The sequence below is a fragment of the Sphingomonas sp. DMC6 genome (assembly GCF_056314225.1).
This window is the reverse complement of sequence record NZ_JBQUYT010000003.1, coordinates 127320-150745: the sequence shown is the minus strand read 5'-3', so window position 1 is coordinate 150745 and position 23426 is coordinate 127320. Positions and strand designations below refer to the sequence as shown.

At 64.9% G+C, this 23426-nt stretch carries 22 protein-coding genes; 8 read left to right on the top strand and 14 right to left on the bottom strand.

Annotation, left to right across the window (positions count from 1 at the left end; genetic code table 11):
* Window positions 1-4: 4 nt before the first annotated feature.
* Window positions 5-1837, bottom strand: a complete 1833-nt coding sequence (locus ACT53M_RS07995; protein WP_476232584.1) for an AcrB/AcrD/AcrF family protein — start codon at window positions 1835-1837, stop codon at window positions 5-7.
* Between the two features lie 61 nt (window positions 1838-1898).
* Here ACT53M_RS07995 and ACT53M_RS07990 point away from each other — a divergent pair, with 61 nt between their 5' ends.
* Both ACT53M_RS07990 and ACT53M_RS07985 read left to right on the top strand, forming a co-directional pair.
* On the top strand, window positions 1899-2318 hold the full coding sequence (locus ACT53M_RS07990) for a GtrA family protein (RefSeq protein ID WP_476232582.1): 420 nt from the start codon (window positions 1899-1901) through the stop codon (window positions 2316-2318).
* A gap of 1 nt (window position 2319) precedes the next feature.
* Window positions 2320-3051 carry a class I SAM-dependent methyltransferase gene (locus ACT53M_RS07985; RefSeq protein ID WP_476232581.1) on the top strand — a complete coding sequence of 244 codons (732 nt, stop codon included), beginning with the start codon at window positions 2320-2322 and terminating at the stop codon, window positions 3049-3051.
* A gap of 51 nt (window positions 3052-3102) precedes the next feature.
* Here ACT53M_RS07985 and ACT53M_RS07980 read toward each other — a convergent pair whose 3' ends face one another.
* The 3 genes from ACT53M_RS07980 to ACT53M_RS07970 form a co-directional block, all read right to left on the bottom strand.
* Window positions 3103-4128, bottom strand: a complete 1026-nt coding sequence (locus ACT53M_RS07980; RefSeq protein ID WP_476232579.1) for a glycosyltransferase family 2 protein — start codon at window positions 4126-4128, stop codon at window positions 3103-3105.
* Window positions 4129-4238: 110 nt separating this feature from the next.
* The gene (locus ACT53M_RS07975; protein WP_476232578.1) at window positions 4239-6326 is read right to left on the bottom strand and encodes a RelA/SpoT family protein; all 2088 of its coding nucleotides are present in this window, start codon (window positions 6324-6326) and stop codon (window positions 4239-4241) included.
* A gap of 69 nt (window positions 6327-6395) precedes the next feature.
* Window positions 6396-6701: a CC_3452 family protein gene (locus ACT53M_RS07970; RefSeq protein ID WP_476232577.1), complete on the bottom strand. Its 306-nt coding sequence runs from the start codon at window positions 6699-6701 to the stop codon at window positions 6396-6398.
* 156 nt (window positions 6702-6857) lie between these two features.
* On the opposite strand from ACT53M_RS07970, the gene ACT53M_RS07965 reads away from it, so the two are divergent.
* Complete coding sequence (locus ACT53M_RS07965; RefSeq protein WP_476233225.1) at window positions 6858-7340, top strand: winged helix-turn-helix transcriptional regulator; 483 nt, start codon at window positions 6858-6860, stop codon at window positions 7338-7340.
* 20 nt (window positions 7341-7360) lie between these two features.
* Here ACT53M_RS07965 and ACT53M_RS07960 read toward each other — a convergent pair whose 3' ends face one another.
* The gene (locus ACT53M_RS07960; RefSeq protein WP_476232575.1) at window positions 7361-7783 is read right to left on the bottom strand and encodes an acyl-CoA thioesterase; all 423 of its coding nucleotides are present in this window, start codon (window positions 7781-7783) and stop codon (window positions 7361-7363) included.
* A 134-nt stretch (window positions 7784-7917) separates the two neighbouring features.
* Window positions 7918-9126 carry an LL-diaminopimelate aminotransferase gene (locus tag ACT53M_RS07955; RefSeq protein ID WP_476232573.1) on the bottom strand — a complete coding sequence of 403 codons (1209 nt, stop codon included), beginning with the start codon at window positions 9124-9126 and terminating at the stop codon, window positions 7918-7920.
* Window positions 9127-9255: 129 nt separating this feature from the next.
* Here ACT53M_RS07955 and ACT53M_RS07950 point away from each other — a divergent pair, with 129 nt between their 5' ends.
* The 3 genes from ACT53M_RS07950 to clpS all read left to right on the top strand — a co-directional run bounded on the left by ACT53M_RS07950 (window position 9256) and on the right by clpS (window position 12379).
* Complete coding sequence (locus ACT53M_RS07950) at window positions 9256-10992, top strand: PHA/PHB synthase family protein (RefSeq protein WP_476232572.1); 1737 nt, start codon at window positions 9256-9258, stop codon at window positions 10990-10992.
* A gap of 118 nt (window positions 10993-11110) precedes the next feature.
* Window positions 11111-11881, top strand: a complete 771-nt coding sequence (locus tag ACT53M_RS07945) for a phasin family protein (RefSeq protein WP_476232571.1) — start codon at window positions 11111-11113, stop codon at window positions 11879-11881.
* A gap of 165 nt (window positions 11882-12046) precedes the next feature.
* On the top strand, window positions 12047-12379 hold the full coding sequence (gene clpS, locus ACT53M_RS07940) for an ATP-dependent Clp protease adapter ClpS (protein ID WP_476228745.1): 333 nt from the start codon (window positions 12047-12049) through the stop codon (window positions 12377-12379).
* A gap of 63 nt (window positions 12380-12442) precedes the next feature.
* On the opposite strand, the gene ACT53M_RS07935 is transcribed toward clpS, so the two are convergent.
* Window positions 12443-13150, bottom strand: coding sequence for a Crp/Fnr family transcriptional regulator (locus ACT53M_RS07935; protein ID WP_476232570.1), 708 nt, complete (start codon window positions 13148-13150; stop codon window positions 12443-12445).
* Between the two features lie 152 nt (window positions 13151-13302).
* Here ACT53M_RS07935 and murA point away from each other — a divergent pair, with 152 nt between their 5' ends.
* A complete protein-coding gene (gene murA, locus ACT53M_RS07930) occupies window positions 13303-14586 on the top strand; it encodes a UDP-N-acetylglucosamine 1-carboxyvinyltransferase (RefSeq protein ID WP_476232569.1) in 1284 nt (427 codons plus the stop codon).
* A 10-nt stretch (window positions 14587-14596) separates the two neighbouring features.
* On the opposite strand, the gene ACT53M_RS07925 is transcribed toward murA, so the two are convergent.
* Both ACT53M_RS07925 and ACT53M_RS07920 read right to left on the bottom strand, forming a co-directional pair.
* The gene (locus tag ACT53M_RS07925; RefSeq protein ID WP_476232568.1) at window positions 14597-15805 is read right to left on the bottom strand and encodes a GGDEF domain-containing protein; all 1209 of its coding nucleotides are present in this window, start codon (window positions 15803-15805) and stop codon (window positions 14597-14599) included.
* Window positions 15806-15953: 148 nt separating this feature from the next.
* Complete coding sequence (locus ACT53M_RS07920) at window positions 15954-17462, bottom strand: acetyl-CoA hydrolase/transferase family protein (RefSeq protein WP_476232567.1); 1509 nt, start codon at window positions 17460-17462, stop codon at window positions 15954-15956.
* Window positions 17463-17662: 200 nt separating this feature from the next.
* Between ACT53M_RS07920 and ACT53M_RS07915 the strand changes: the two genes are divergently transcribed.
* Window positions 17663-18559 (top strand): iron-containing redox enzyme family protein, encoded by an 897-nt coding sequence (locus tag ACT53M_RS07915; protein ID WP_476232565.1) that lies wholly within the window; start codon window positions 17663-17665, stop codon window positions 18557-18559.
* Between the two features lie 27 nt (window positions 18560-18586).
* On the opposite strand, the gene ACT53M_RS07910 is transcribed toward ACT53M_RS07915, so the two are convergent.
* The 5 genes from ACT53M_RS07910 to lgt all read right to left on the bottom strand — a co-directional run bounded on the left by ACT53M_RS07910 (window position 18587) and on the right by lgt (window position 23316).
* Window positions 18587-19903, bottom strand: a complete 1317-nt coding sequence (locus ACT53M_RS07910; protein ID WP_476232564.1) for a cystathionine gamma-synthase family protein — start codon at window positions 19901-19903, stop codon at window positions 18587-18589.
* 164 nt (window positions 19904-20067) lie between these two features.
* Window positions 20068-20835, bottom strand: a complete 768-nt coding sequence (gene pgeF, locus ACT53M_RS07905; protein WP_476232563.1) for a peptidoglycan editing factor PgeF — start codon at window positions 20833-20835, stop codon at window positions 20068-20070.
* Complete coding sequence (locus ACT53M_RS07900) at window positions 20832-21335, bottom strand: N-acetyltransferase family protein (protein ID WP_476232561.1); 504 nt, start codon at window positions 21333-21335, stop codon at window positions 20832-20834. Before ACT53M_RS07900 ends, pgeF begins: the two co-directional genes overlap by 4 nt.
* Complete coding sequence (locus tag ACT53M_RS07895) at window positions 21332-22432, bottom strand: class I SAM-dependent methyltransferase (protein WP_476232559.1); 1101 nt, start codon at window positions 22430-22432, stop codon at window positions 21332-21334. Before ACT53M_RS07895 ends, ACT53M_RS07900 begins: the two co-directional genes overlap by 4 nt.
* A 5-nt stretch (window positions 22433-22437) precedes the next feature.
* Window positions 22438-23316, bottom strand: a complete 879-nt coding sequence (gene lgt / locus ACT53M_RS07890) for a prolipoprotein diacylglyceryl transferase (RefSeq protein WP_476232558.1) — start codon at window positions 23314-23316, stop codon at window positions 22438-22440.
* Window positions 23317-23426 lie beyond the last annotated feature (110 nt).

The window sequence follows — 23426 nt, the reverse complement described above, 5'->3', positions numbered from 1 at the left end:
GCGGTTACTTCGCCGGCCGCGGCTTCTCCGGCGTATCGGGCAGGTCGTAGCGGATTTTCCACAGCCGATAGGGTGACCGTGCGGGCAACGGCACCGGTTCCAGCCATTTCGGCACTTCGCCATGCGCCAGCTGAGCATAGAAGCCGCCGGGGCTGTGCGCCCGATACACGGTGGTTTCCGCCAGGTTCGGGCAGATCAGCAGGTACGCCGCCTTGTGCCGCGCGGCGATGGAGCGGAACCCCTCGGGCTGTCCGGTGAAGGCGTGGTGCACGTCCAGGATGGCCGCGCCGTTGCGATGATAGGGCCCGGCCACCGCATCATGATGCGTCACCACGATCAGCCGTGGCCCCAGATCGACATGGGTGAAGACGATCGACGGGGGAATGAGATCGAGCGTACGCAGCTGCGAGGTACGGTTGCACGCGGCATTTGCCTCGCGCACCAGATCGCGCCCGCCCTTGCCCTTCGTCTTGGGCAGCCATGGCAGTGCCATCCCCGTGGCGATGCCTGATACGATCAGGAACGACGCCACCGCGCCGCCCACCCGCAGCCAGATCGATCCGCGCTGCAGGAACCACGGCACCAGCAGCCAGATCAGCGCCGTCGCGCCGGGCACGGCGAGCAGTTGCGCGCCCGGCGCCGCGCGGAACTGCCACAGTAGCATTGCGCCGGCGAATGCGGTGAACAGCGCCACCGCCGCCCAGCCGACGGCATTGGTCGCGCGCCGTGCGCGCCACGCGGCAACCCCCGCGCCGATCAGCCCGACGACCGCCAGCACTGCCACCGGCATCGCAATATCGAGCGGATGGCGATAGATCGGCCGCGCCTCACGCACATTGGCGAGCCAGGTATTGTAGAGTTCGTCCGAAACCTGCTCGGGCCGACCAAGACATTGCGGAAAGCTGTGGGCGAAACCCGCGACGATCACGGCGCCTGCCAATGCCGCCAGCACGAGCCGAAGCCAGCGCCGCTGCGGGTTGAGCAGCGCCAACCCGACGAGCAACGCCCCGGCGGCCACCATCACGCTCAGCCATACCGGCGTCAACGCATCGCAGCGCATCGCCTGGTTGGCATAGGAAGCGAACAGCGCGAAGCCGATCGACGACCCGCCGCCGAGCGACAGGCCATAGACCAGCATGCGCCGCACATCGCCGGCATCCCATACCCAGCGCAGCGCGATAATGGCGCCGGCCATGGCACAGAAGGGCAGCATCTCCAGCCCGATCGACAGCGAAAAGGCGCTCGACAGCCCCACCACTGCGCCGCCGCGCGCCTTGGCCGGGTCCGCCAGCCCGGCGACGGTGATCGCCAGCGCGGCAAGCTGCCAGCCATGGTGATCGATCCGCATCGGCGCGAACATCGGCATCGTCGCGGTGCAGCTCAGCACGAGGATGAAGAGCGCCAGCGGCCAGGCATGGGGGGCGACCAGCCGCCGGACTGCCAGCGAAAGGCCGGTCATCGCGAGCGACAGGGGCAGCAGCGGCGCGATCCCGCAGGCCCATTTCTCGGCCACAGCGGTGCCGACGAACGGCTTCAGGAGCAGGATCAGCCCGGCTAGCGGCAGGTCGACGATGCGCGACCAGTGGATGTCGAACCCGCCCATCGCCGGGTCCATCCGGTACTGGCGCAGATCGTACCAGCCCTGTCCGGCGAGCCAGGCGCGCACCTGCATCAGCCGCATATTGTCGTCGGTGTCGCCCAGCGACAGCCAATAGATATTGCCTTGCCGCTGCTGCAGGCACCAGATCACGACCCCCAGCCAGAACAACAGGGTCCAGCTTAGCCAGGAACGGTCGAGCTCGTTTTTCAGGCGAAGGCCAAGGGGGGTGTCCGTCAAAATCGCTTTCCTCGGGTGCGAGCGCGCATTAGGGCGTCCCACGGCATTAGGGCAAGCGAGAGTGACGGCAGTACAACAAAGGGTCCAGGCGCTGCTGACGCACCAGACGGTGCAGCAGCTGATCCGGTTCGTGATCGTGGGCGGGCTTTCGACGGTGGTGTACAGCATCGTGTACTGGCCGCTGGCGACCTATGTGATCCCGCCGGTACTGGCATCGCTTGTGGGATTTCTGGTCGCTGTCGCCTTTGGCTATCCCTTTCACAGCCGCTGGAGCTTCAAGGGCCATGGCGCCCGCGAAGATGCGATGCACAAGCTCAAATTCTTCATCGTGCAGTCGGTGGGCATGGTCATGAACGCCGGTTTCACCTGGGTGCTGACCGGCCCGCTGGTGCATGGGCCGACCTGGTGGCCGCTGGTGCCGGTGGTGTTCGTCACCCCCTTTGTCACCTTTGCTCTCAACCGCTTGTGGGTGTTCGGCTGAAATGGACCGTATCGTTTACGACCGCATGGCGGCGCATGACTCGACGCATTGGTGGTACCGTGCGCGCCGTGAGATCCTGTCAGACTATCTGGTCCGCTATGGGGCGCTTCCGAAGGATGCCCGCATTCTGGAAATTGGCTGCGGCACCGGCCACAATCTGCCGATGCTTGCGCAGTTCGGCGATGTCGACGCGATCGAGATCGACCCCGCTGCCCGCGCTATTGCCAGCGAGCGACTGGGCAAGCCGGTCGGCGCCTCGCCGCTGCCCGACCTGACGGGTGTGGAGCCGGGCAGCTATGATCTGGTCGCGGTGCTCGACGTGGTCGAGCATATCGAGGACGACGTGGCGGCGCTGCAGGCAATGGCGCGCGTGCTGAAGCCCGGCGGCAAGATCCTGATCACGGTGCCCGCGCACCAGTGGATGTGGAGCGCGCATGACGTGGTGAACCATCACAAGCGCCGCTATTCCAAGGCAACGCTGCTCGCCGCGCTGGAAAAGGCCGGTCTGCGCCACAACGGCCTGCGCTGGTTCAACTCGCTGCTGTTTCCGGTGGCGGTCGCGGCGCGCTTTGCCGGCAAGCTGATGGGCAAGGATGACAGCGACGATTCGCCGCCGCCCGCCGCGCTCAACAAGGCATTCGAGGCGGTATTCGGGATCGAGCGTCACTTGCTCGGCCGGTTGCCGATGCCGCCGGGGCTTTCGATCATCGTGCTGGCCCAGCCCCAGGGCTGAAAACCATGCATTGCAGTTCCCCTCCCGCAAAGGGGGAGGGGAATTGCCGGGTTACTCGGCTGCGTCGTTGTGCCGCGCCTGCGGCGAGACCGAGATCGCGCCCGAATCCTGATAGCGATAGCCGAGCGAGGCGTGGCCCTGCACCGGGCCGGCGACATCGGCGATCAGATAGAGCGGCCGGCGCTTCGATTCGACATAGAGCCGGCCGAGATATTCGCCGATCATCCCCAGCACGAACATCTGCACCGCACCCAGCACCACCACGACCAGCATGGTGGAGGTCCAGCCCTGGTTGGCCCGGCCGGTCAGCCAGCCGAAAATAATGTAAGCCACCAGCAGCACCGATGCGCCGGTCAGCACCAATCCGATATGGCTGGCAAAGCGCAGTGGCGTCGTCGAAAAGCCGGTGACGGCGTCCAGTGCGAAGCGCACCATCTTGCCCAGCGGATATTTGGTGGTGCCGGCGTGGCGCTCATGCCGGTCATAGACGAACGGCACCTGACGGAAGCCGATCCAGGCGACCATGCCGCGAATGAACCGCGCCTGCTCGGGCAGCGACAGCAGCGCATCGAGCGCGCGGCGGGTCATCAGCCGGAAATCGCCCGTGTCGAGCGGGATCGGCGTGTCGGTGATGCGATCGAGCATGCGGTAGAAGATTGCTGCCGTCGCTTTCTTGAACAGGCTTTCGCCCTCGCGCTTGCGGCGCACGGCATATACGACATCGGCGCCCTGCACCCGCATCGTCTCGCGCATATCGCTCAGAAGTTCCGGCGGGTCCTGCAGATCGGCATCGATAATCAGGATTTCCTCGCCCGCGCACAGATCTAGGCCGGCGGTCAGCGCGAGCTGGTGGCCGTGGTTGCGCGACAGGTTGATCGCAACCAGCCGCGGGTCCGCAGCCGACAGGCGCTGCATTACTTCCCAGCTCCGGTCACGCGAACCATCATTGACGAAGACGATTTCATAGCTGTCGCCCACCGCCGCCTGCGTTGCGGCGGAAACGCGCGCATGCAGCATATCGAGGCACGCCTCTTCATTGTAGCAGGGAACGACGACGGAAAGTTTCGGACGAGTCATGGCCGGCGTCTGTAGCGCCCCCGGGCGACTGCGTCGAGCGGCAGCGCAGGATCAGCGAACCGGTTCAGCGCCAGCCACAGATTTGTTTCGGCGGGCGGGCGGGGGCAAGGTTACGCCCGCTCGGCCGAACTCACTGCATCTGCTGCGCGCAGGGCGGCGAGCAGCTTCATCAGATGCGCGGCGTTGCGCACTTCCAGGTCGATCATATTGGTGTGGAAAGTGGTGTCGCGGTTGTCGAGCCGCAGGCCCAGAATGTTCGCCTTGTGCTGGCCGATCAGCGTCGCCACCGTGCCCAGCGCGCCGGGTTCGTTCTTCAGGGTGACGGCGATTTCGGCGACGCCGCCTTCGGCCCGGTCGCCCCAGGTCAGGTCGACCCAGTCGGCTTCCTCGACATCGGCAAGGTCGGGGCAGTCGATACGGTGCACCTCGATCGGCGCATCGGGGCGGCGGACGCCCACGATTCGGTCGCCGGGGACCGGGCGGCAATCTTCGGAGAATAGGAAGGCCACGCCGGGGGTGAGCCCCTTGATGTCGATGGCGTGGCTCTGCGGCGGCAGTTCGTGATCGTCGCCGCTCGCGGAGCCCGGCATAACCGCTTCCATCACCTGGCCGTCGGTCAGCTTGCGATGGGCGATCGCTTCCATCAGCGCTGCTTCGTCGGTGAGCTTCAGCCGCTTCAGCGCATTGGCGAGCGCGCCGTCGCCCGGTGGGGCGGGCAGGCGGCTGACGATTTCGTCATAGAGCTTGCGCCCCAGCCGGATCGTCTCGTCGCGCTCCTTCAGGCGGATATGGCGGCGGATCGCGGCGCGCGCCTTGCCGGTGATGGCGAAGTTAAGCCAGTTGGCTTGCGGCTCCTGCGCCTTGGATCGCAGAATCTGGACCTGGTCGCCCTGCTGGATTTCGGTGCGCAGCGGCACCACCTTGCCGTTCACCTTGGCGCCGACCGACTGGTCCCCCAGGTCGGTATGGACGGCATAGGCGAAGTCGATCGGCGTGGCGCCCTTCGGCAGCTGGATCAGCTCGCCCTTGGGCGTGAAGGCGAAGATGCGATCCTGGTACATCGCCATGCGGGTGTGCTCGAGCAGCTCTTCGGGGCTCTCGGCATGTTCCAGGATTTCGATGAGATCGCGAATCCAGCTCACCTGCGTGTCGGGACGGACTGCGCTCTGCTTGTACGCCCAGTGCGCGGCGAGGCCGAATTCGGCCTGGGCGTGCATATCGCGCGTGCGGATCTGGATTTCGATGCGGGTGTCGCCCGCATGCATGATGGTGGTGTGCAGCGAGCGATAGCCGTTGCGCTTCGGCGTCGAGATATAATCCTTGAACCGCCCGGGCACCATCGGCCAGCGACGGTGGATCACGCCGAGGGCGCGATAGCATTCCTCCTCGGTATCGACGATCGCGCGGAAGGCCATGATGTCGGACAGCTGCTCAAGGCTGACATGCCGCTCCGACATCTTCTTCCAGATCGAATAGGGGTGCTTCTCGCGGCCTGTCACCTCGGCATCGATACCGCCGCGGCCGAGCAGCAACTTCAGGCCCGAAGCGATCTTGAGCACCCGGTCTTCGCCCTCGACGCGGAAGCTTTCGAGACGGCGGGTGATCGATTCATAGCCTTCGGGTTCGAGTTCACGAAAGGCGAGCGTCTGCATCTCCTTCATGAACTCGTACATGCCGATCCGCTCGGCGAGCGGGGCATAGATGTCCATCGTCTCGCGCGCGATGCGGCGGCGCTTCTCTTCCTTCTTGATGAAGTGGAGCGTGCGCATGTTGTGGAGCCGGTCAGCCAGCTTGACCAGCAGCACGCGGATGTCGTCGGACATGGCGAGCAGGAACTTGCGGAGATTTTCCGCCGCGCGTTCGCTTTCGGTCTGCGCCTCGATTTTCGAGAGCTTGGTGACGCCGTCCACCATCCGCGCCACGTTCGGCCCGAACAGCCGCTGTATTTCCTCGGGCGTTGCGACTGTATCTTCGATCGTGTCGTGCAAAATCGCCGTGGCGATCGTCTCGTCGTCGAGATGCAGGTCGGTCAGGATGCCGGCCACTTCGATCGGGTGACTGAAATAGGGATCACCCGAAGCGCGCTTCTGCGAGCCATGGGCGTTGACCGAAAACACATAGGCGCGGTTGAGGAGCGCCTCATCGGCTTCAGGGTCGTAGGAGAGGACCCGGTCTACAAGTTCATACTGACGCAGCACGGGGCCTAGATGGCGCCCCGTGCCGCTGCTTTGCAATAGCGATGCGCATTGCGGCGCATCAAAGACGCATCAGCGTGCTTTTGTGTTACACTTTGCGAGCGCGCCCGCGTCGAAATCGACGCCGTTGGCGCGGAAAGCCGAAAGCTTGCCCACCTCGCGTGCCAGCAATTCGCACATGATCCCATCGCGGCTGGGCGCCTTGGCAGCGACGCAGATGTTGCCCGTGCACTTCCAGATCGTCGACCGGGTCACCAGGCTGGCCTTGCTCGGCGCGTTTACCGGCGTGGCACTGTAATATTCTGCGGTCTGCGCAGTGGCGACTAGCGGAGAAAGGACAAGCGCGGCGGTGGCCGCAATAGCAGCAAAACGGTTCATTTCATCCTCCCTGAGGAACCGGATAGGTGCACGGACCTGCGACTCACTCTCTAATTGACAGTTATATAAGTTGCAAGCAGAAACGGGTGCTGCATTGCAAAAGACGTGCGCGCGAGGCGGTTTCGTGCGGTGGATTTTTACGATAGGGTTACGGCCATGGGTGGTGCGATCCGAGAATCCCTGCGCGAACTGGTTCGCGACTGCAGCCTGGCTGCGGCGCTGGAGGCGATGGGGGAGCGCTGGTCTTTCCTGATCTTGCGCGGCTCTTTCAACGGGCTGCGCCATTTCGAAGAGTTTCAGTCAGAACTCGGCATTGCCCGCAACATTCTTGCCAATCGGCTGTCCCGGCTGGTCGAGCATGGCATTCTTGCGCGCCAGCCGTGCCAGGATGATCGCCGCAAGGTCGAATATTGCCTTACCGACAAAGGCCATGCGCTGCTGCCGACCATGGTTGCGCTGCGGCAATGGGGTGAGCGCTGGGAAACCTGCGTACGGGCGAGTCCGATCCTGGTGGATGCGCGCGACCGTCGGCCGATCGCGCCGGTAACCGTGCAGGCGCATGACGGGCGCGTGCTCGGCAAGGGCGACCTGCTCTGGGCGTTGCCGGGAGAGATTGCAGCCCCCGAGGCAGCCGAGTAGCGGCCGGTTCAGCGAGCTCCTTACTGCCCCAGCGCCAGCAGCCGCGCGCGCACGCCTTCGGGAATCGGCTTCGCTCGCCGCTCGGCCAGATCGACAAGGACGCTGACCAGCTCTACTTCGGCGTGTAGCGCGCCGGTGTCGCCGTGGCACAGGTCGATCCGCATCGTCATGCTGGACGTACCGACCCGTTCGACGCGGACGAACGCCTCGACCAGATCGTCGAAGCGGAAGGCGCGTTTATAATCGACGCCGGCACGAACGACGTTGAACTCGGCTTCGGTCCAGTCCGGCCCTAGCTCCGACAGGTTCGCCCAGCGCCAGAATTCGGTCAGCCCGACATCGGCATATTCCAGATAACGCGAGTTGAAGACGATCTTCTGACCATCGATCTCGGAATAGCGGACGCGGAACCGGGTGGAGAAAGGGAAACCGGGACGAGGCATCGCGCTGCTTTGCCCCGGGCGAGACAGGATTGGCAAGCGTTTGCCCGACGGGAAAGGAAACCCCCGCCGTTGCAGTGGCGGGGGCGGACACCTTGCCATTTGCAGCGGGACTATAGCAGTTCAGACCGCTTCGATCACCCCGCGTTTGCCGCGGGCGTGTTCACCCCCATCGACTGCAGGTACTTGCGCACGTTGCGCGCCGCCTGACGCAGGCGCTGTTCGTTTTCCACCATGGCTATGCGGACATAGCCTTCGCCATTTTCGCCATAGCCCACGCCCGGCGCCACCGCGACCTTGGCATGGGTGAGCAACTGCTTGGAAAATTCCAGGCTGCCGAGATGCGCCAGCGCCGGCGGCAGCGGCGCCCAAGCGAACATCGAGGCGCGGGGGCTGGGGATGTCCCAGCCGGCGCGGGCAAAGCTTTCCACCATCACGTCGCGGCGCTTGTGATAGAGCTGGCGGTTCTTCTCGACGATATCCTGCGGGCCGTTGAGCGCCGCGCAGGCGGCCGCCTGGATCGGCGTGAAAGCACCGTAATCGAGATAGGATTTCACGCGCGTCATCGCGGCGATCAACCGCTTGTTCCCGACCGCGAAGCCCATCCGCCACCCGGCCATCGAATAGGTCTTGGAAAGCGACGTGAATTCGATCGCGACGTCCTTCGCACCCTTCACCTGCAGGATCGACGGCGTCGGCTTGCCGTCGAAATAGAGTTCCGAATAAGCGAGGTCGGACAGGATCCAGACCTTGTTCTCGCGCGCCCAGGCGACCAGCCGTTCGTAAAAGGCCAGGTCCACCGTCTCCGCAGTCGGATTCGACGGATAGTTGACGACCAGGATCGACGGGCGCGGCACGGTGAAGTTCATCGCCCGCTCAAGGCTTTCGAAATAGGCGTCGTCGGGCGTGGTCGGCACCGCGCGGATCGTGGCGCCTGCAATAATGAAGCCGAAGGTATGGATGGGGTAGCTGGGGTTCGGCGCCAGCACCACGTCGCCCGGCGCTGTGATCGCGGTCGCGAGGCTGGCCAGCCCTTCCTTCGATCCCATCGTCACCACCACTTCGGTCTCGGGGTCGAGCTCGACCCCGAACCGGCGGCCATAATAATTGGCCTGGGCGCGGCGCAGGCCGGGAATGCCCTTGGACTGCGAATAGCCATGCGCATCGGGCTTGCGTGCGACTTCGCACAGCTTTTCGATCACATGGTCGGGCGGCGGCAGATCGGGGTTGCCCATGCCGAGGTCGATAATGTCCTCGCCCGCCGCTCGCGCCGCTGCCCGCATCGCGTTGACTTCGGCGATGACATAGGGCGGCAGACGCTTCATGCGGTAGAATTCTTCGGACATTTCCTCAGCTTTCAGGGGTTTTTGATGCGACACAAAATTGTGCCGTGCATGCTTTCTACGTCATAATGGGCGTGTCTGGAATGACGAGTTGCATCGGATGCGCTAGGGCGAGCGAAAGGAGAGGATCGAATGGCCGATACGCTGACCCCGACCCTGCCGAGCCTGGAAGAGTTGCAGCACTGGACCTGGGTGCTTGGCCGCGCACAGCAGATGATGCTGGAACATGGGTTGGACGTGATGGAAAGCGCCCCGGCCGCTCCCCCTTTCGGCGCACTGCTCGATCCGACTGCCGCCGTTCGTGCCACCGCCGGTTTCTGGGCTGACACGATGACGGTGTGGCAACGTTTCCTCGATCCGGAACGCGCCGAACCCTTCGTAGAGACCCCCGAACAGGCGCGGGACAAGCGGTTCAAGGCGCCGCAATGGCGTGAACAGCCGGTCTTCGATTTCCTGCGGCAAAGCTATTTCGTCATTGCCGACCACCTGCTGAAAAATGTCGAGGCACTCGATCACCTCGATCCGAAGCACAAGGATCAGATCCGTTTCGCGACCCAGGGCTTTATCGACGCGATCAGCCCCACCAATTTTCCCGCCACCAACCCGCAGGTGATCGAGAAGGTCATCGAGACCAAGGGCGAGAACCTGCTCAAGGGCCTGCAGCACATGCTGGCGGACATGGCCAAGGGGCAGTTGACCCAGACCGCCGACGGCGCGTTCGAGCTGGGCCGCAATCTGGCGACCACGCCGGGCAAGGTGGTGAAGCGCACGCCGCTCTACGAACTGATCCAATATTCCCCGACCACCGACGAGGTGCTGGAGACGCCGCTGGTGATCTTCCCGCCCTGGATCAACCGCTTCTACATCCTCGACCTGACACCGGAGAAGAGCTTTATCCGCTGGGCAGTGGATCAGGGCATCACGGTGTTCGTCGTCTCCTGGCGCTCCGCCGACGCCAGCATGAAGGATGTCGTGTGGGACGATTATGTCGAGCGCGGCCAGATCGACGCGATCGACACCGTGCGCGAGCTGCTGGACGTCGATAGCGTCCACACTATCGGCTACTGCGTCGCGGGTACCACGCTGGCGGCGACGCTGGCGGTGCTGGCGGCGCGCGGTCAGGCGGACAAGGTGAAGAGCGCGACCTTCTTTACCGCACAGGTCGATTTTGCCGATGCGGGCGACCTGCGTGTGTTCGTCGACGACGACCAACTGGCGATGATCCGCAGTCTTAGCACCGAAGGCTTTCTCGACGGCCGCTATCTCGCGGCGACATTCAACCTGCTGCGCGGGCGCGACCTGATCTGGAATTATGTCACCAACAATTATCTGTTGGGGCAGGATTATGCGCCGTTCGACCTGCTCCACTGGAACTCGGACGTCACCAACCTGCCGGCCACCTGGCACCTGAGCTATCTGACCGACCTGTACCGCGACAACAAGCTGATCGCGCCGGGCGCCCTGTCGATCGGAGGTACGCCGATTGACCTGGGGAAGATCACTACCCCAGCCTATATCCAGGCCGGCCGTGAAGATCATATCGCCCCGGTAACGAGCGTGTGGAAGTTGACGCAGCATTTCAAGGGACCGTGCAAGTTCGTGCTGGCCGGGTCCGGCCATATTGCTGGAGTCGTCAATCCGCCTGATGCAAATAAATACCAATATTGGACCAATTCGCAGCGAGTCGAATCACTTGCAGCATTCTTGGAAGGTGCCACCGAAACCAAGGGAAGTTGGTGGCCCGACTGGCTGAAATGGCTATCTGCGTTGAGCGGTGCCAAAACATCGGTGAGTGGTGCCCGTATTCCAGGCGATGGTGCGTTGCAGGCGCTTTGTGATGCTCCAGGGGAATACGTTAGAACACGTTGAAAGATAACGGATAAAATGCAAATGAGCGGTTATTGTGCACTGCACAATAACCGCTTGCGTTTCCGCGGGAACCGGCCTATATGCTGCAACGCAGCAATAGTCAGGGAACCGAAGTCACATGGCCACCAAGGGACCAAAGACGCCGGCAAAGCCCGCCGCTACCAAGCCTGCGGCGCCGGTCGCCAAGCCGGCCGCGCCCAAGGCTAAAGCTGCCGCTCCCGCAGTTGAGAAGGCCGCGCCGGTAAAGCCCGTCGAGACGATCGTTCCGACGCCCGCTCCCGAGCCGGTCCCGACCGTGGAAGCTGCAACGCAGGAAGTCGCGCACAGCGTCGAGAAGACCGTCGAAGCCGCAGCGGAGCCCGTGAAGGCCGCCGCAGCGGAAATCGCCACTACCGTCGAAGAGACCGTCGCGCCGGCGGTCACCACCAGCACCGCGAAGGAAAAGACCATCATGGCTACCACGATCGAGAACAGCACTGTCCAGGCCCAGGCCTTCTTCGGCGACCTCAACGAGCGCGCCAAGGCCGCCGTCGAAAAGTCGACCAAGCTGGTCGAAGAAGCCAATGAATTCGCCAAGGGCAACATCGAAGCGGTTGTCGAATCCGGCCGCATTGCCGCCAAGGGTTTCGAAGCCCTCGGTCAGGAAGCTGCCGAATACAGCCGCAAGTCGTTCGAAAGCGCCACTGCCGCGATGAAGAACCTCGCCGCCGTCAAGTCGCCGACCGACTTCTTCAAGCTGCAGAGCGACTATCTGCGCGGCGCGTTCGACTCCTATGTCGCCGAAACGTCCAAGCATGCCGAAGCGTTCATCAAGCTGGCCGGCGACGCCGCGCAGCCGATTTCGAACCGCTTCGCGGTTGCGGTTGAGAAGGTGAAGACGGTCGCCTGAGCGGCTGGTTTCATCCGGTTCTGATCGGGGCGGTCCTCTCTATGGAGGGCCGCCCTTTTCATTGGTGCGGGGAATTAGCGCCGTAGCGGCGCGCACGGCTTGCCCTTGGAGGCGCCGCATCATATTTTCCGCGCAATGGTTGAGCTCAACAACATCGCGATCCACATGGCCGAGGACGGCGATTCGGACGACCGGGGTAACGACCCGTCGGTCGGTCTCGCGACCCGTACGCGCACGCGCACCAAGAAGCCGACGCCCTATCGCGTGCTGATGCTCAATGACGATTATACCCCGATGGAATTTGTCGTGCTGGTGCTCCAGCGCTTCTTTCGGATGAACATCGAGGAAGCGACGCGCGTGATGCTGCATGTCCACCAGCGCGGCGTCGGCGTGTGCGGGGTGTTCAGCTACGAAGTCGCGGAGACCAAGGTCGCGCAGGTGATCGACTTCGCGCGCCAGAACCAGCATCCGCTGCAGTGCACGTTGGAAAAGGCCTGATAAACCGTCTGGAAATCCGCAGTCCGACCCGGCAACTGCCGAACGCGCTCGAAGTCTTGCGCGCTATTTGGGCTTGGGTAGCCAGCTGAGGTTCAGCCCTTCATAGCGGTTCACATAATTGGCCTCGCGTGCCAGCCCGCGTTCGTCGCGCAGCGTCACCTTCCCGCCTTCGCGCGCGATCAGCCCGTCATCCTCGAGCTGCCGGAGCATGCGGTTGACATGGACGGCGGTAAGGCCCGTCGCATCGCCGATTTCCTCCTGCGTCAGCCCCAGTGCAAAGACATTGGTGACCTGCTCGTCCGTGGCGCGCAGCCGGTTGCGCAGATCGAGCAGCAGGGCTGCCACGCGCGTCTTGGCACTGGTCCGGCCGAGGGCTGCCAGACGGTCTGTCAGGGATACGCGCTCGATCTGGCTATAGACGAGGATCATGCTTGCCAGCCGGGGATGCGCCGACATGATTTCCGACAGGGCGGCGCGGTCGAACGGGCAGACCACGGAATCGGCCAGCGCGCACAAGGTCTCCGGCGCCTCGCTATAGATGGCGGACGAAATGCCGAGCATATCGCCGGGGAACAGGAAGCGCAGGATCTGCCGGCTGCCGTCGTCGAGCAGCACATAGCTCATCACCAGGCCCTTGCGCAGAATGAACAATTCGCCGCACGCTTCGTTCTCGCGCTGAAGAATTGCGCCGCGCCGGACATGGCGTTGGCGAACCTCCAGATGTTCGAGAGCGTCGCGCTCGGCAGGCGTCAACTCGATGAGTTCGCCCAATTTATCTGCGAAACAACTACCTGACACGCTTTCGCCTACCCCCATCTCCCGCCTGCAAAGCAGCGCCGTGAAAAGGCTGCATTAAAGTCGATCAATCGTTCCGCGCACGACCGGCGCTTGCGCGCGCGGAGAGAGGGACTAGAAGCTCGGTCATGGACCGTATTCTCATCCGCGGCGGCAAGCGCCTTGCCGGCAAAATCGCCATTTCAGGCGCAAAGAACTCAGCGCTGACTCTAATGCCCTGCGCGTTGCTGACCGATGAACCCCTCACGCTGAGAAATTTGCCACGCCTCGCAGATGTCGACAGCTTCGGACATCTACTGAACGAGCTCGGCGCCTCCACCGCCGTGGAAGGCACGCGACCAAATGATTTCGGGCGGGTGCTGACCGTCCGCGCCGGCCGCCTTACCTCGACCGTTGCGCCCTATGATATCGTTCGCAAGATGCGCGCGTCGATCCTGGTGCTCGGGCCGCTGCTGGCGCGCGAGGGCGAGGCGACGGTGTCGTTGCCCGGCGGATGCGCTATCGGGAACCGGCCCATCGATCTGCACCTGAAGGCGCTGGAAGCACTTGGCGCCGAGATCGAGCTGAGCGCCGGTTATGTGAAGGCGACCGCGCCGGGCGGCCGCATCGCGGGCGGGCGCTATCGCTTCCCGGTCGTGTCGGTCGGGGCTACCGAAAACGCGCTGATGGCGGCGGTAACGGCGCGCGGCACCAGCATCCTGGAAAGCGCCGCGCGCGAGCCTGAGATCGTCGATCTCTGCAACCTGCTGGTGGCGATGGGCGCCGTGATCCGCGGTATCGGTACCGAAACGCTGGAAATCGAAGGCCGCGACCGGCTGCACGGCGCCACCTATGCCGTGATGCCCGACCGCATCGAAGCGGGCAGCTATGCCTGCGCCGCCGCGATTACCGGCGGCGATGTCGAACTGGTCGGTGCGGCGCCGGACGATATGCGTGCGACGCTCGATGCACTCGTCGAAGCCGGCATCACCGTGGAGGAAACCGGGAGCGGCGTGCGCATCGCTGCTGACAATGGCATCCGCCCGCTAACGCTCTCGACGGCGCCGTTCCCCGGCTTCGCGACCGACATGCAGGCGCAGTTCATGGCGATGCTGTGCAAGGCCGATGGCGCCAGCACGCTCACCGAGACGATCTTCGAGAATCGCTATATGCATGTGCCCGAACTGGCGCGGATGGGCGCGAACATCGAAGTGCGCGGCCGCACCGCAGTCGTGCGCGGCGTCGACAAGCTCACCGGCGCGCCGGTGATGGCCACCGACCTGCGCGCCTCGATGAGCCTGATCCTTGCCGGCCTTGCCGCCGAAGGGGAGACGCAGGTCAACCGCGTCTATCACCTCGATCGCGGGTATGAGCGGCTGGAAGAAAAGCTGCAGGCGGTGGGCGCCGACATCGAGCGCGTCGGCGACGGATAAGCGGTTTTGCCTATTCTGCCGCGATGGCCAACGGGCTGTCCCGGCAGGGCGCGGCGACAACGCGATTGCGGCCGGTTTCCTTGGCCTGATAGAGCGCGGCGTCCGCCACGCCGAGGAGGTCGGTGACCGAACGGGTGCATTCCGGCAGCGCAGCGACGCCGAACGACGCCGAAATCTTCGCATCATGGGTGGCGGACAGGGCTTCGATGCGCTCACGCATCATTTCTGCCTTGGCCAGCGCTTCGGTCACGCCGCATTCGGGCAGGATGACCAGCAACTCCTCGCCGCCATAGCGACAGGCGACGTCGGAGGGGCGCAACACACCCAGGATCGTCGCGGCGGTCTCACGCAGCACCGCGTCGCCCACGGCATGGCCCAGTTCGTCGTTCAGTCGCTTGAAGTTGTCGAGATCGATCATGATCGTCGACAGATGCGTCCCGCTGCGTTCTGCAAGGCTGGCATAGCGGCTGAGCGCGTCTTCCATATAGCGGCGGTTATAGAGGCCGGTCAGCGGATCGCGCAGCGCCTGTGTGCGCAGCTTCTCGCGAAGGGCAATGTTGGAAACCGACAGCGACATTGCGTCGACGATCGCCGAGGCCAGCGGCCGGACGCGCTCCAGTTCGGCGGCCGCGTCGGGCAGGGTGGTCGTGATCTTGACCATGCCCTGGATTTCGCCATGCGCGACCATCGGCAGTTCCAGTACCGCCAGGTCGGGATGGTGATGCTCGCACCGCAACGCGCCGGGCTGGTCGGAATTGAGATAAGGTTTGCCGCGCTTCAGCGCCCAGCATTGACCCGGCACCAGCACCGCTCTGGGAGGATCGCCGGGGGGCCAGTCCCAGCTTTCCATCAATTCCAGCCGGTCCCGCGAGTTGTTGAATACATAGAGCGCACCGCCAAAGCCGGTCAGCAACGACCCGATGGCAGCGCCGAGTACGGCGTTCGCATCGTGGTAGTCATCGGCGCTCTGCAGCATCTCGGTCATGCGGAACAGGTGGTCGATCTGCTTGCGCTCGGCATGGGCATGCTCGGCTTCTTCCCGGCGCTGGCGGAGCGCGTGGAGCGTCCCGGGGGCGCCCATCAGCAATATGCTCAGCGCGAGCGCCGCACCGCCAAATTCGACCAGCGACAGCACCAGCTGGGCGATGGGGGACGCGATCGATGCGTCGAGCAGGTGCGCCACCATCATGACACAGATGGTGGCTGCGGATATCATCATCCGCCGTTGCAACCGTCGCTCCAGCGGGTCCATCATGCCCGCCCGCACATCACCGTCCACGCTAGCCGTCCGCACATGCAACCTGCGAAAATCGCTGGCCTTGCCCTATTATAGGCGCCTCGGCGTCCGGCCGGTGCGGGGCCGGGTTTCAGCCGCGCATGGTCCCCGTCTCGATGAAGCGCTGGTGCCAGGCCAGCGCCTCGCCGCACAGCATCGGCGTCTGCTTGCCGTAGCTGCCGGCAAGGGCGCGCTCGTAATATTCGCGGAGCATCGGCTGGAAATCGGGGTGGGCACAGCGCGCGATCACCTGTTCGGCGCGCTTGCGCGGGGCAAGGCCGCGCAGGTCGGCAAGGCCCTGCTCGGTGACGATCACCTGCACGTCCTGCGCAATATGATCGACATGGCTGACATGCGGCACGATCGCCGAAATCGCGCCGCCCTTGGCGGTCGAAGGCGACATGAAGATCGAGATATAGGCATTGCGCGCGAAGTCACCCGATCCGCCGATGCCGTTCTGGATGCGGGAACCCATGATATGGGTGGAATTGACGTTGCCGTAGAGATCGGCCTCGATCATCCCGTTCATCGCCAGACAGCCCAGCCGTCGCACCACTTCGGGATGGTTGCTGATCTCCTGCGAGCGTAGCAGGATTCGATCGCGGAACTGGTCGAGTTCGGCGTTCAGCCGCTCGGCGGCGACCGGGCTCAGCGAAAAGGCAGTGCACGACGCCATGCGCAGCTTGCCTGCAGCGAGCAGGTCGAGCATCCCGTCCTGCAGCACTTCGGTATAGGCGGTCATATTGTCGAACGGCGCATCGAGCAGCCCGGCAAGCACCGCATTGGCAATGTTGCCGACACCCGATTGCAGCGGCAACAGCGACGGCGGCAACCGCCCCTTACCGACTTCGTGGCGCAGAAATTCGATCAGGTGGCCGGCGATCGCCAGTGCATGGGCATCGGGTGCTGCGAAGGGCAGGTTGCGGTCGGGCGCATCGGTTTCGACAACCGCGATCACCTTGTCCGGGTCGCAGCGAAGCGTCGACTGGCCGATTCGCTGATCGGGCCGGGTGAGGGGGATCGGCACGCGATTGGGCGGCAGCGCGGTGCCATAGTAAATGTCGTGCATCCCCTCCAGCGCCGGGTTCTGCCAGCGATTGACCTCCAGAATCACCCGCTTGGCGCAATCGAGCCAGGTCTTGTTGTTACCGACCGAGGAAGAGGGGATCAGCGTTCCGTCTGCGCGGATGCCGGTGACTTCGACCACGGCGATGTCGAGCGGGCCGAGAAATCCCTCCCATGCCAGCGGCGCGACCTGGCTCAGATGCAGGTCGACATAATCCATCTGCCCCGCATTGATCTTTTCGCGCGCGATCGGGTCGGAATTATAGGGCAGGCGCGATGCGATACCGTCGACCCGGGCGAGCGCGCCGTCGAGTTCGGGCCCCGTCGAGGCGCCGGTCCAGACTTTCAGCCGCATCTGCCGGCCGGCGGCGTGTGCCGCCTCGATCTGCGCGGCGAGGGTGGTCGGCACCGCCTTCGGATAGCCCGAGCCGGTAAAGCCGCTCATCCCAACCGCCATGCCATCGGCAATGAAGGACGCGGCATGTTCGGCGCTGGTGACTTTGGCGGCGATGCCGGGATGGGCGATGCGGGACATGAAACCTCTCTGGGCTGCGACGCTCCCGCCGATGTCGTTCTGCGCGTGCGCGCGCAATTGTTGCAACTACCTACCTGATATGGATTTCCGGCCTGGGACGACCCGAGTGATCGCTGCCAAGTGATTGATCCGGAACGAGCATCGGGAACCGTGCAGTCTGCCTGCGGGTTGAGTGTCCAAGGCATTGAGGAAGTTTCGACATGGCAACCCGCCCGCGCGATATCGCGCCACCCTTTCGTTCGCAGTTTTTGACCGACAGTTTCCAGCGCGGCCTTGCCCACTGGAATCGGGAACGGCTGGCGCCCGGCTTTCCGGACGCCGACTGGCAGCGTGCGCTCGACCGCGACGCACGGATGCAGCGGCTGGAAGGCGCTTTTCTCGAAGAACTGCGCGCCGAGGTCGCCGACGAGGCAGCAGCCGCCCCCACCGATGCGGAAGGCTTCATCACCTGGTTCGAAGCGCTGAAGGCAAATGGGCCCGGGCAGGGCGATCCGCTATTCCCCTGGCTGGCGGCGGCAGCGAGCCGCGACCAGCTCCGCTGGTTCTTCGAGCAGGAAGCCGCTGGCGAGGCGGGCTTCGACGATCTGGTGGCGATGACGCAAGTGAAGCTGCCAGTTCGGCCGAAGCTGGAGCTCGCGCGCAATTATTGGGATGAAATGGGCCACGGCACCGAAAAGGGCATGCACGGCCCGATGCTCGACGCACTGGTAGAGACGTTGGCAGTCGAGCCGGTGATCGAGAATACCGTGTGGGAAAGCCTGTGCCTGGCCAACGCCATGACGGCGATGGCGGCCAATCGACGCTACGCCTGGCACGCCGTGGGTGCGCTGGGAGTGATCGAACTTACTGCCCCCGGCCGGTCTGCGCTGGTGGCGGAAGGGTTGAAGCGGGTGGGCCTAAACGCAAAGGAAGCGCGCTACTTCACGCTGCACGCGGTACTGGACGTGAAGCACAGTGAAGACTGGGACCGCGAGGCGATTTGCCCTGCTGTGGTGGAAGATCCCCGCCGCGCGACCGCCATGGCCGAAGGCGCCTTGATTCGCCTCCGTTGCGGTGCGCGCTGTTTCGCGGCCTATCGGGCGCGGCTATGGGGATAGCGCACGCCCGAGCCATGGCGTCTGTCTTCAGACGGCTTTCAGTGCTTCCTCGAAATCGGCGATCAGGTCGTCGGCATCCTCGACGCCGATCGAGATGCGCACCAGATTGTCGGTGATCGCCAGCGCCTGCTTGCGCGCTTCGGGCACCGACAGATGCGTCATGCCTGCCGGGTGGCTGGCCAGCGTTTCGGTGCCACCCAGGCTGACCGCGAGCTTGGCGATCTTGAGCGAATCGAGGAACGCGAATGCCTCCTTCTCGCCGCCCTTCAGATAGAGTGAGAAGGTCGATCCTGCGCCCGTGCAGTGACGGCGATAAATGTCCGCCTGGCGCTTGTCCTCCCCGCGTTCGAGGAAGCCGAGATAGCCGACCTTTTCCACCTTCGGATGGGCGGCGAGGAATTCGCACACCTTGGCGGCATTCTCGCCCGCGCGGCTCATCCGCAGCTCCAGCGTCTCCAGCGAGCGGAGCAGCATCCACGCGGTGTTCGGGTCGCAGATCGTGCCGATCGTGTTGCGCATCAGCCGGATGGTGTTGATGTGTTCCTTCGACCCCAGCACGCCGCCGGCCACCAGATCCGAATGGCCGCCGGCATATTTGGTCAGCGAATAGACGACGATATCGGCGCCGTGTTGCAGCGGCTTGGCCCAGAGCGGGCCGAGGAACGTGTTGTCGATCGCGATGGGCGGCTTGTTGTCGCCTTTGAAGATCGCGTCGCGGCTTGCGGCGACTGCCTCCACGTCCACCAGCGCGTTGGTGGGGTTGGCCGGGCTTTCCAGGTAGATCAGCGCTACATTGCCGGTGGCGGCCTTGCCCAGCACCGCGTCGATTTCCTCGCGCGTGGCACCCGCCGGGAAGTCGAGCCAGTGGATGCCGAAGCGGCCGAGGATACGCGCGATCAGCGTCTCCGTTGCGGCATAAAGCGGGCCCGAATGGACGATCGTATCGCCGGGCTTCACCATCGACAGGAACAGCGTGGCGATCGCCGACATGCCCGAGGAAAAGGCGAGTGCGTCCTCCGCCTCTTCCCACACCGCCAGCCGGTCCTCGAGAATCTCCTGGTTCGGGCCGTTGAAGCGCGAATAGACCAGCCCCTCGGCCCCGCCCGGGCGCTTGCCCGTCACCCCTTCGAAATGGCGCTTGCCGGCTGCGGCATTGGGGAAGACGAAGGTGGAGGTGAGGAAGATTGGCGGCTTCAGCGATCCTTCGGACAGCATCGGATCATAGCCATGGCCCATCATCAGCGTGGCGGGCTTCAGCTTGCGGCCGCCGACGCTGTCGATGTCGGGCTTCGGGCGGCGACGCGGGGTGGCGCCGGTCAGCTCGGCTTCGGTTTCGTCGGTCATGCGTCTCTCCTGTGGTGCCACCAGCGGCAATCGTATCAATTGAAACGATCTTAGCGGATTGTCCGCGCAAGCAAAGCCCGTGCAGCGCCGGAAGCGGCCTTCCGATGCAAACGTCGCATGGCATGCGGATGTTGCAGGCTGCGGTCAGCAGCCGGCTCGGGGTTTCAGCCGGGCAGGCCGATCAGGCTGATCTGGCGGCCATAATCGGGCTCGCCGCGATGGGTGGCGCGGCGGAAGCTGAAGAAGCGCCCTTCGTGCGCATAGGTGTCGAGCCCCAGTGCCTCGATCGTGCGCAGCCCGGCGGCGGCGAGCCGGTGGACGACATAGGCCTCCAGGTCGAACTGGAAATGCTCGGGCCGGCCATCGGCGAAGAAGCGCTCGTTCGCCGGATCGCTTTCGGCAAAGCGGCGGAAAAAGCCCGCATCCACTTCATAGCTGGCGCGTGCGATGCACGGGCCGACTGCCGCGGCAATGCGCTCGCGCCGGGCGCCGAGCGCTTCCATCGCCGCGATCGTCGTATCGGTGACGCCGCCGAGCGCACCCTTCCACCCGGCATGAGCAGCCCCAATCACGCCAGTCTCGCGATCCGCCAGCAGCACCGGCGCGCAATCGGCCGTCAGGATGCCGAGCAGCAGCCCCGGCTGATTGGTGACGAGCGCGTCGGCGCGCGGGCGCAGATCCTCTTCAAAGGGTGCAAGCACCGTCACGGCGTCGGCCGAATGGACCTGATAGACCGTCGCGAGCCGCGCGCCGGGCCGCACCGCCGCCACCGCCCGGCGGCGATTCTCGGCGATGGCGGCGGGATCGTCCTGCGATCCGGTGCCGACATTCAGCCCCGCGACCACGCCCTGCGACACGCCGCCGCTACGGCCCAGAAAGCCGTGCGCCACGCCGTCCAGCGCGGCGGCACGGATCACTTCGACATCGCTCATAGTGCCAGCCGCATCAGTCGGTCCTCATCGGCATGATTGCCCACCATGAACGCATAAGGGCCGCGATCCTCAAAGCCATAGCGTTCGTAGAAGCGCTTCGCCCGGTGATTGTCGATATAGACCGAGAGCCAGAGCTCGTGCGCGCCGCGTGCGCGGGCGGTGGCGAGTGCCCAATCCATCAGCGCCTGCGCTGCGCCGGTGCCCTTTGCGCGCTCGTCGAGATAGAGCTGGCGCAGTTCGAGCGCGGCGCCTTCGGGGCTCGCGGGCAGGCTGATCGGGCCGAGCTTGCAATAGCCGGCCAGTCCCTCGCCATCCTCGGCGACGCGGAAGGCAAAGCCCGGATCGGCGAGTTCTGTTTCCCAGCTCCCGACCGTGACGCGCGCAAAGAATGTCGCCAGATCCTCGGGGGCATAGAGGTGCGCGAAAGTTGCCGCGAAGCTTGCGCGGAACAGTGCGTCGATCGCAGCGGCGTCGGCCGGTCCGGCGTCGCGGAAGATCATGCGAAGCCCGCCGGCACCGGCCATCCCGGTGCGGTGATCGCCAGCACCTTGAACAGCGAGCCCATCTGGTCCTCGGCCACCAGGCGGTTGCGGTCGGCGGCGATCGCGTCGCCGCGTTCCGGCGCAGTCCTGGCGAGCGCGCGGGCGCGGTCATCGATGCCCAGCGCCTTCAGGAAATCGCCCTGCGTCACCGGCCCGTGTACGGTCAGTCCCTCGGCCTCGGCGGCTTCCTTCAGCGTGCCGAAATCGACATGGGCGGTCAGGTCGGCCTCGCCCGGATCGGCAAACGGGTTGGCAAAGGTGTGGCCGCGCACTGCCTGCAGCGTGTCGCCGATCGCCGGGCCTTCATAGCCATAGTCGATGATCAACGCCGCGCCGCCCTGCGCCATCAGCCGCTGGCCCAGCGCGCGCAGCAATGCGACGCCGGCGGGCGATGTTTCGAGGATCGAACCCGGTGCCGCATCGCGCAGCGCGGGCGGGATGATCGGATCGAAGCCGCGGTCGCCGGCGATCGGGAGGAACAGCGTGTCCTGGCAGGCGACCAGCCGCTCTCGCCAGCCCTGGCCGGTCGCCACCAGTTGCCGGATCGGCAGGGCATCGAAAAATTCGTTGGCGACGACCAGCAGTGGCGCGTCGTCGGGCAGCCCGACCAGATCGAGATACCATTCGGCTTGCGGCACGCGGTCCTTCTGGGCGGCGCGGAGCGTCGGGCTCGTTTCGACGAGATCGACCGGCGGGGCCAGCCCGGCCTTTGCCATGGCCCGCAGCGCATCGGCGGCGAGCGTGCCCCGGCCGGGGCCGAATTCGACATAGCGGGCATCGGCGGGGCGCCCGGCGCGGTCCCACAGATCGGCCAGCCACAGTCCGATCAGTTCGCCGAACATCTGGCTGATTTCGGGCGCGGTGGTGAAGTCACCGCGCGCGCCCAGCGGGTCGCGGGTGGCATAATAATGGGCGTTGGCCGCGCCCATGAACTGCGACAGCGGAATCGGCCCCGCCAGCGTGATCGCGCGCGCCAGCCGTTCGGCGAGCAGCGGCGCGGCCGCATTGTCGCGCCGCTCCTCCGCCGGCGCGTCCAGGGGATTGTCGCCCGGCATTGGGGTCAGGCGACGCTCTCGCCGGTGATCGGCTCGACGCGCTTGCGGCGGCCCTTGGCGGTGGCGATCAGGAAGATGCCGCCGGCGATCATCGGCAGGCACAGCCACTGGCCCATGTGCAGCCCGGTTGCCTGCACCAGCCAGACGAGCTGGCGGTCGGGTTCGCGGAAGAATTCGACGAAGAAGCGGCACAGACCATAGCCGAGCAGGAAGATGCCGACGAGCTTGCCGGGCTGATAGCGCGAATCGGTGCGCCAGAAGAAGAACCACAGCACTGCGAACAGCGCGATGCCCTCCAGCCCGGCTTCGTAGAGCTGGCTGGGGTGGCGCGCCGGTTCGACCTGGCCGGCGCCGACGGTGCCGCTGAAGACGATCGCCCAGGGCACGTCCGCCGGGCGGCCCCACAGCTCACCGTTCACGAAATTGGCGATGCGGCCGAAGAACAGGCCGAAGGGCGCACAGCAGGCGACATAGTCGTGGATGCGCAGCCAATCGAGCTTGTGGATGCGCGCGAGCACGATGATGCCGATCATCGTGCCGATCACGCCGCCATGGAACGACATGCCGCCTTCCCACAGCATCAGCATCTGGAGTGGATTGCCCAGCATTTCCGGCGCATAGAACAGCACATAGCCCAGCCGCCCGCCGACGATGATGCCCAGCGTCGCATAAAAGACCAGATCGTCGGCATGGCGCCGCGCCATCGGCGCGCCCGGCTGGGCGAGCAGGCGCAGCAGATACCACCAGCCGAGCAGGATGCCGCTGATATAGGCCAGCGAATACCATTTGATCTGGAAGAAGCCGAGATTGATCGCCACCGGATTGAGGTGCAGGTCGTGGAAATGCAGGTGGCTGCCGGCATCGGCAAGCAGGGTGGTCAGCACGGTTGGTCGATCCCCGGGAAGGTTGCCGGGACTGCGATAGAGACAAACGCGGCGTAACCCAAGACCCGGCTTCATCCCACGCCTATTTCGGCCGGAGCAGCACGTGGCTG

Excerpts from the sequence above, each read along its gene's own strand:
- ACT53M_RS07985 (WP_476232581.1), top strand. The coding sequence starts at position 2,320 with ATGGACCGTATCGTTTACGACCGCATGGCGGCGCATGACTCGACGCAT.
- ACT53M_RS07980 (WP_476232579.1), bottom strand. The coding sequence starts at position 4,128 with ATGACTCGTCCGAAACTTTCCGTCGTCGTTCCCTGCTACAATGAAGAG.
- ACT53M_RS07970 (WP_476232577.1), bottom strand. The coding sequence starts at position 6,701 with ATGAACCGTTTTGCTGCTATTGCGGCCACCGCCGCGCTTGTCCTTTCT.
- ACT53M_RS07965 (WP_476233225.1), top strand. The coding sequence starts at position 6,858 with ATGGGTGGTGCGATCCGAGAATCCCTGCGCGAACTGGTTCGCGACTGC.
- ACT53M_RS07960 (WP_476232575.1), bottom strand. The coding sequence starts at position 7,783 with ATGCCTCGTCCCGGTTTCCCTTTCTCCACCCGGTTCCGCGTCCGCTAT.
- ACT53M_RS07955 (WP_476232573.1), bottom strand. The coding sequence starts at position 9,126 with ATGTCCGAAGAATTCTACCGCATGAAGCGTCTGCCGCCCTATGTCATC.
- ACT53M_RS07950 (WP_476232572.1), top strand. The coding sequence starts at position 9,256 with ATGGCCGATACGCTGACCCCGACCCTGCCGAGCCTGGAAGAGTTGCAG.
- ACT53M_RS07945 (WP_476232571.1), top strand. The coding sequence starts at position 11,111 with ATGGCCACCAAGGGACCAAAGACGCCGGCAAAGCCCGCCGCTACCAAG.
- clpS (WP_476228745.1), top strand. The coding sequence starts at position 12,047 with ATGGCCGAGGACGGCGATTCGGACGACCGGGGTAACGACCCGTCGGTC.
- murA (WP_476232569.1), top strand. The coding sequence starts at position 13,303 with ATGGACCGTATTCTCATCCGCGGCGGCAAGCGCCTTGCCGGCAAAATC.
- ACT53M_RS07925 (WP_476232568.1), bottom strand. The coding sequence starts at position 15,805 with ATGATGATATCCGCAGCCACCATCTGTGTCATGATGGTGGCGCACCTG.
- ACT53M_RS07920 (WP_476232567.1), bottom strand. The coding sequence starts at position 17,462 with ATGTCCCGCATCGCCCATCCCGGCATCGCCGCCAAAGTCACCAGCGCC.
- ACT53M_RS07915 (WP_476232565.1), top strand. The coding sequence starts at position 17,663 with ATGGCAACCCGCCCGCGCGATATCGCGCCACCCTTTCGTTCGCAGTTT.
- ACT53M_RS07910 (WP_476232564.1), bottom strand. The coding sequence starts at position 19,903 with ATGACCGACGAAACCGAAGCCGAGCTGACCGGCGCCACCCCGCGTCGC.
- pgeF (WP_476232563.1), bottom strand. The coding sequence starts at position 20,835 with ATGAGCGATGTCGAAGTGATCCGTGCCGCCGCGCTGGACGGCGTGGCG.
- ACT53M_RS07900 (WP_476232561.1), bottom strand. The coding sequence starts at position 21,335 with ATGATCTTCCGCGACGCCGGACCGGCCGACGCCGCTGCGATCGACGCA.
- ACT53M_RS07895 (WP_476232559.1), bottom strand. The coding sequence starts at position 22,432 with ATGCCGGGCGACAATCCCCTGGACGCGCCGGCGGAGGAGCGGCGCGAC.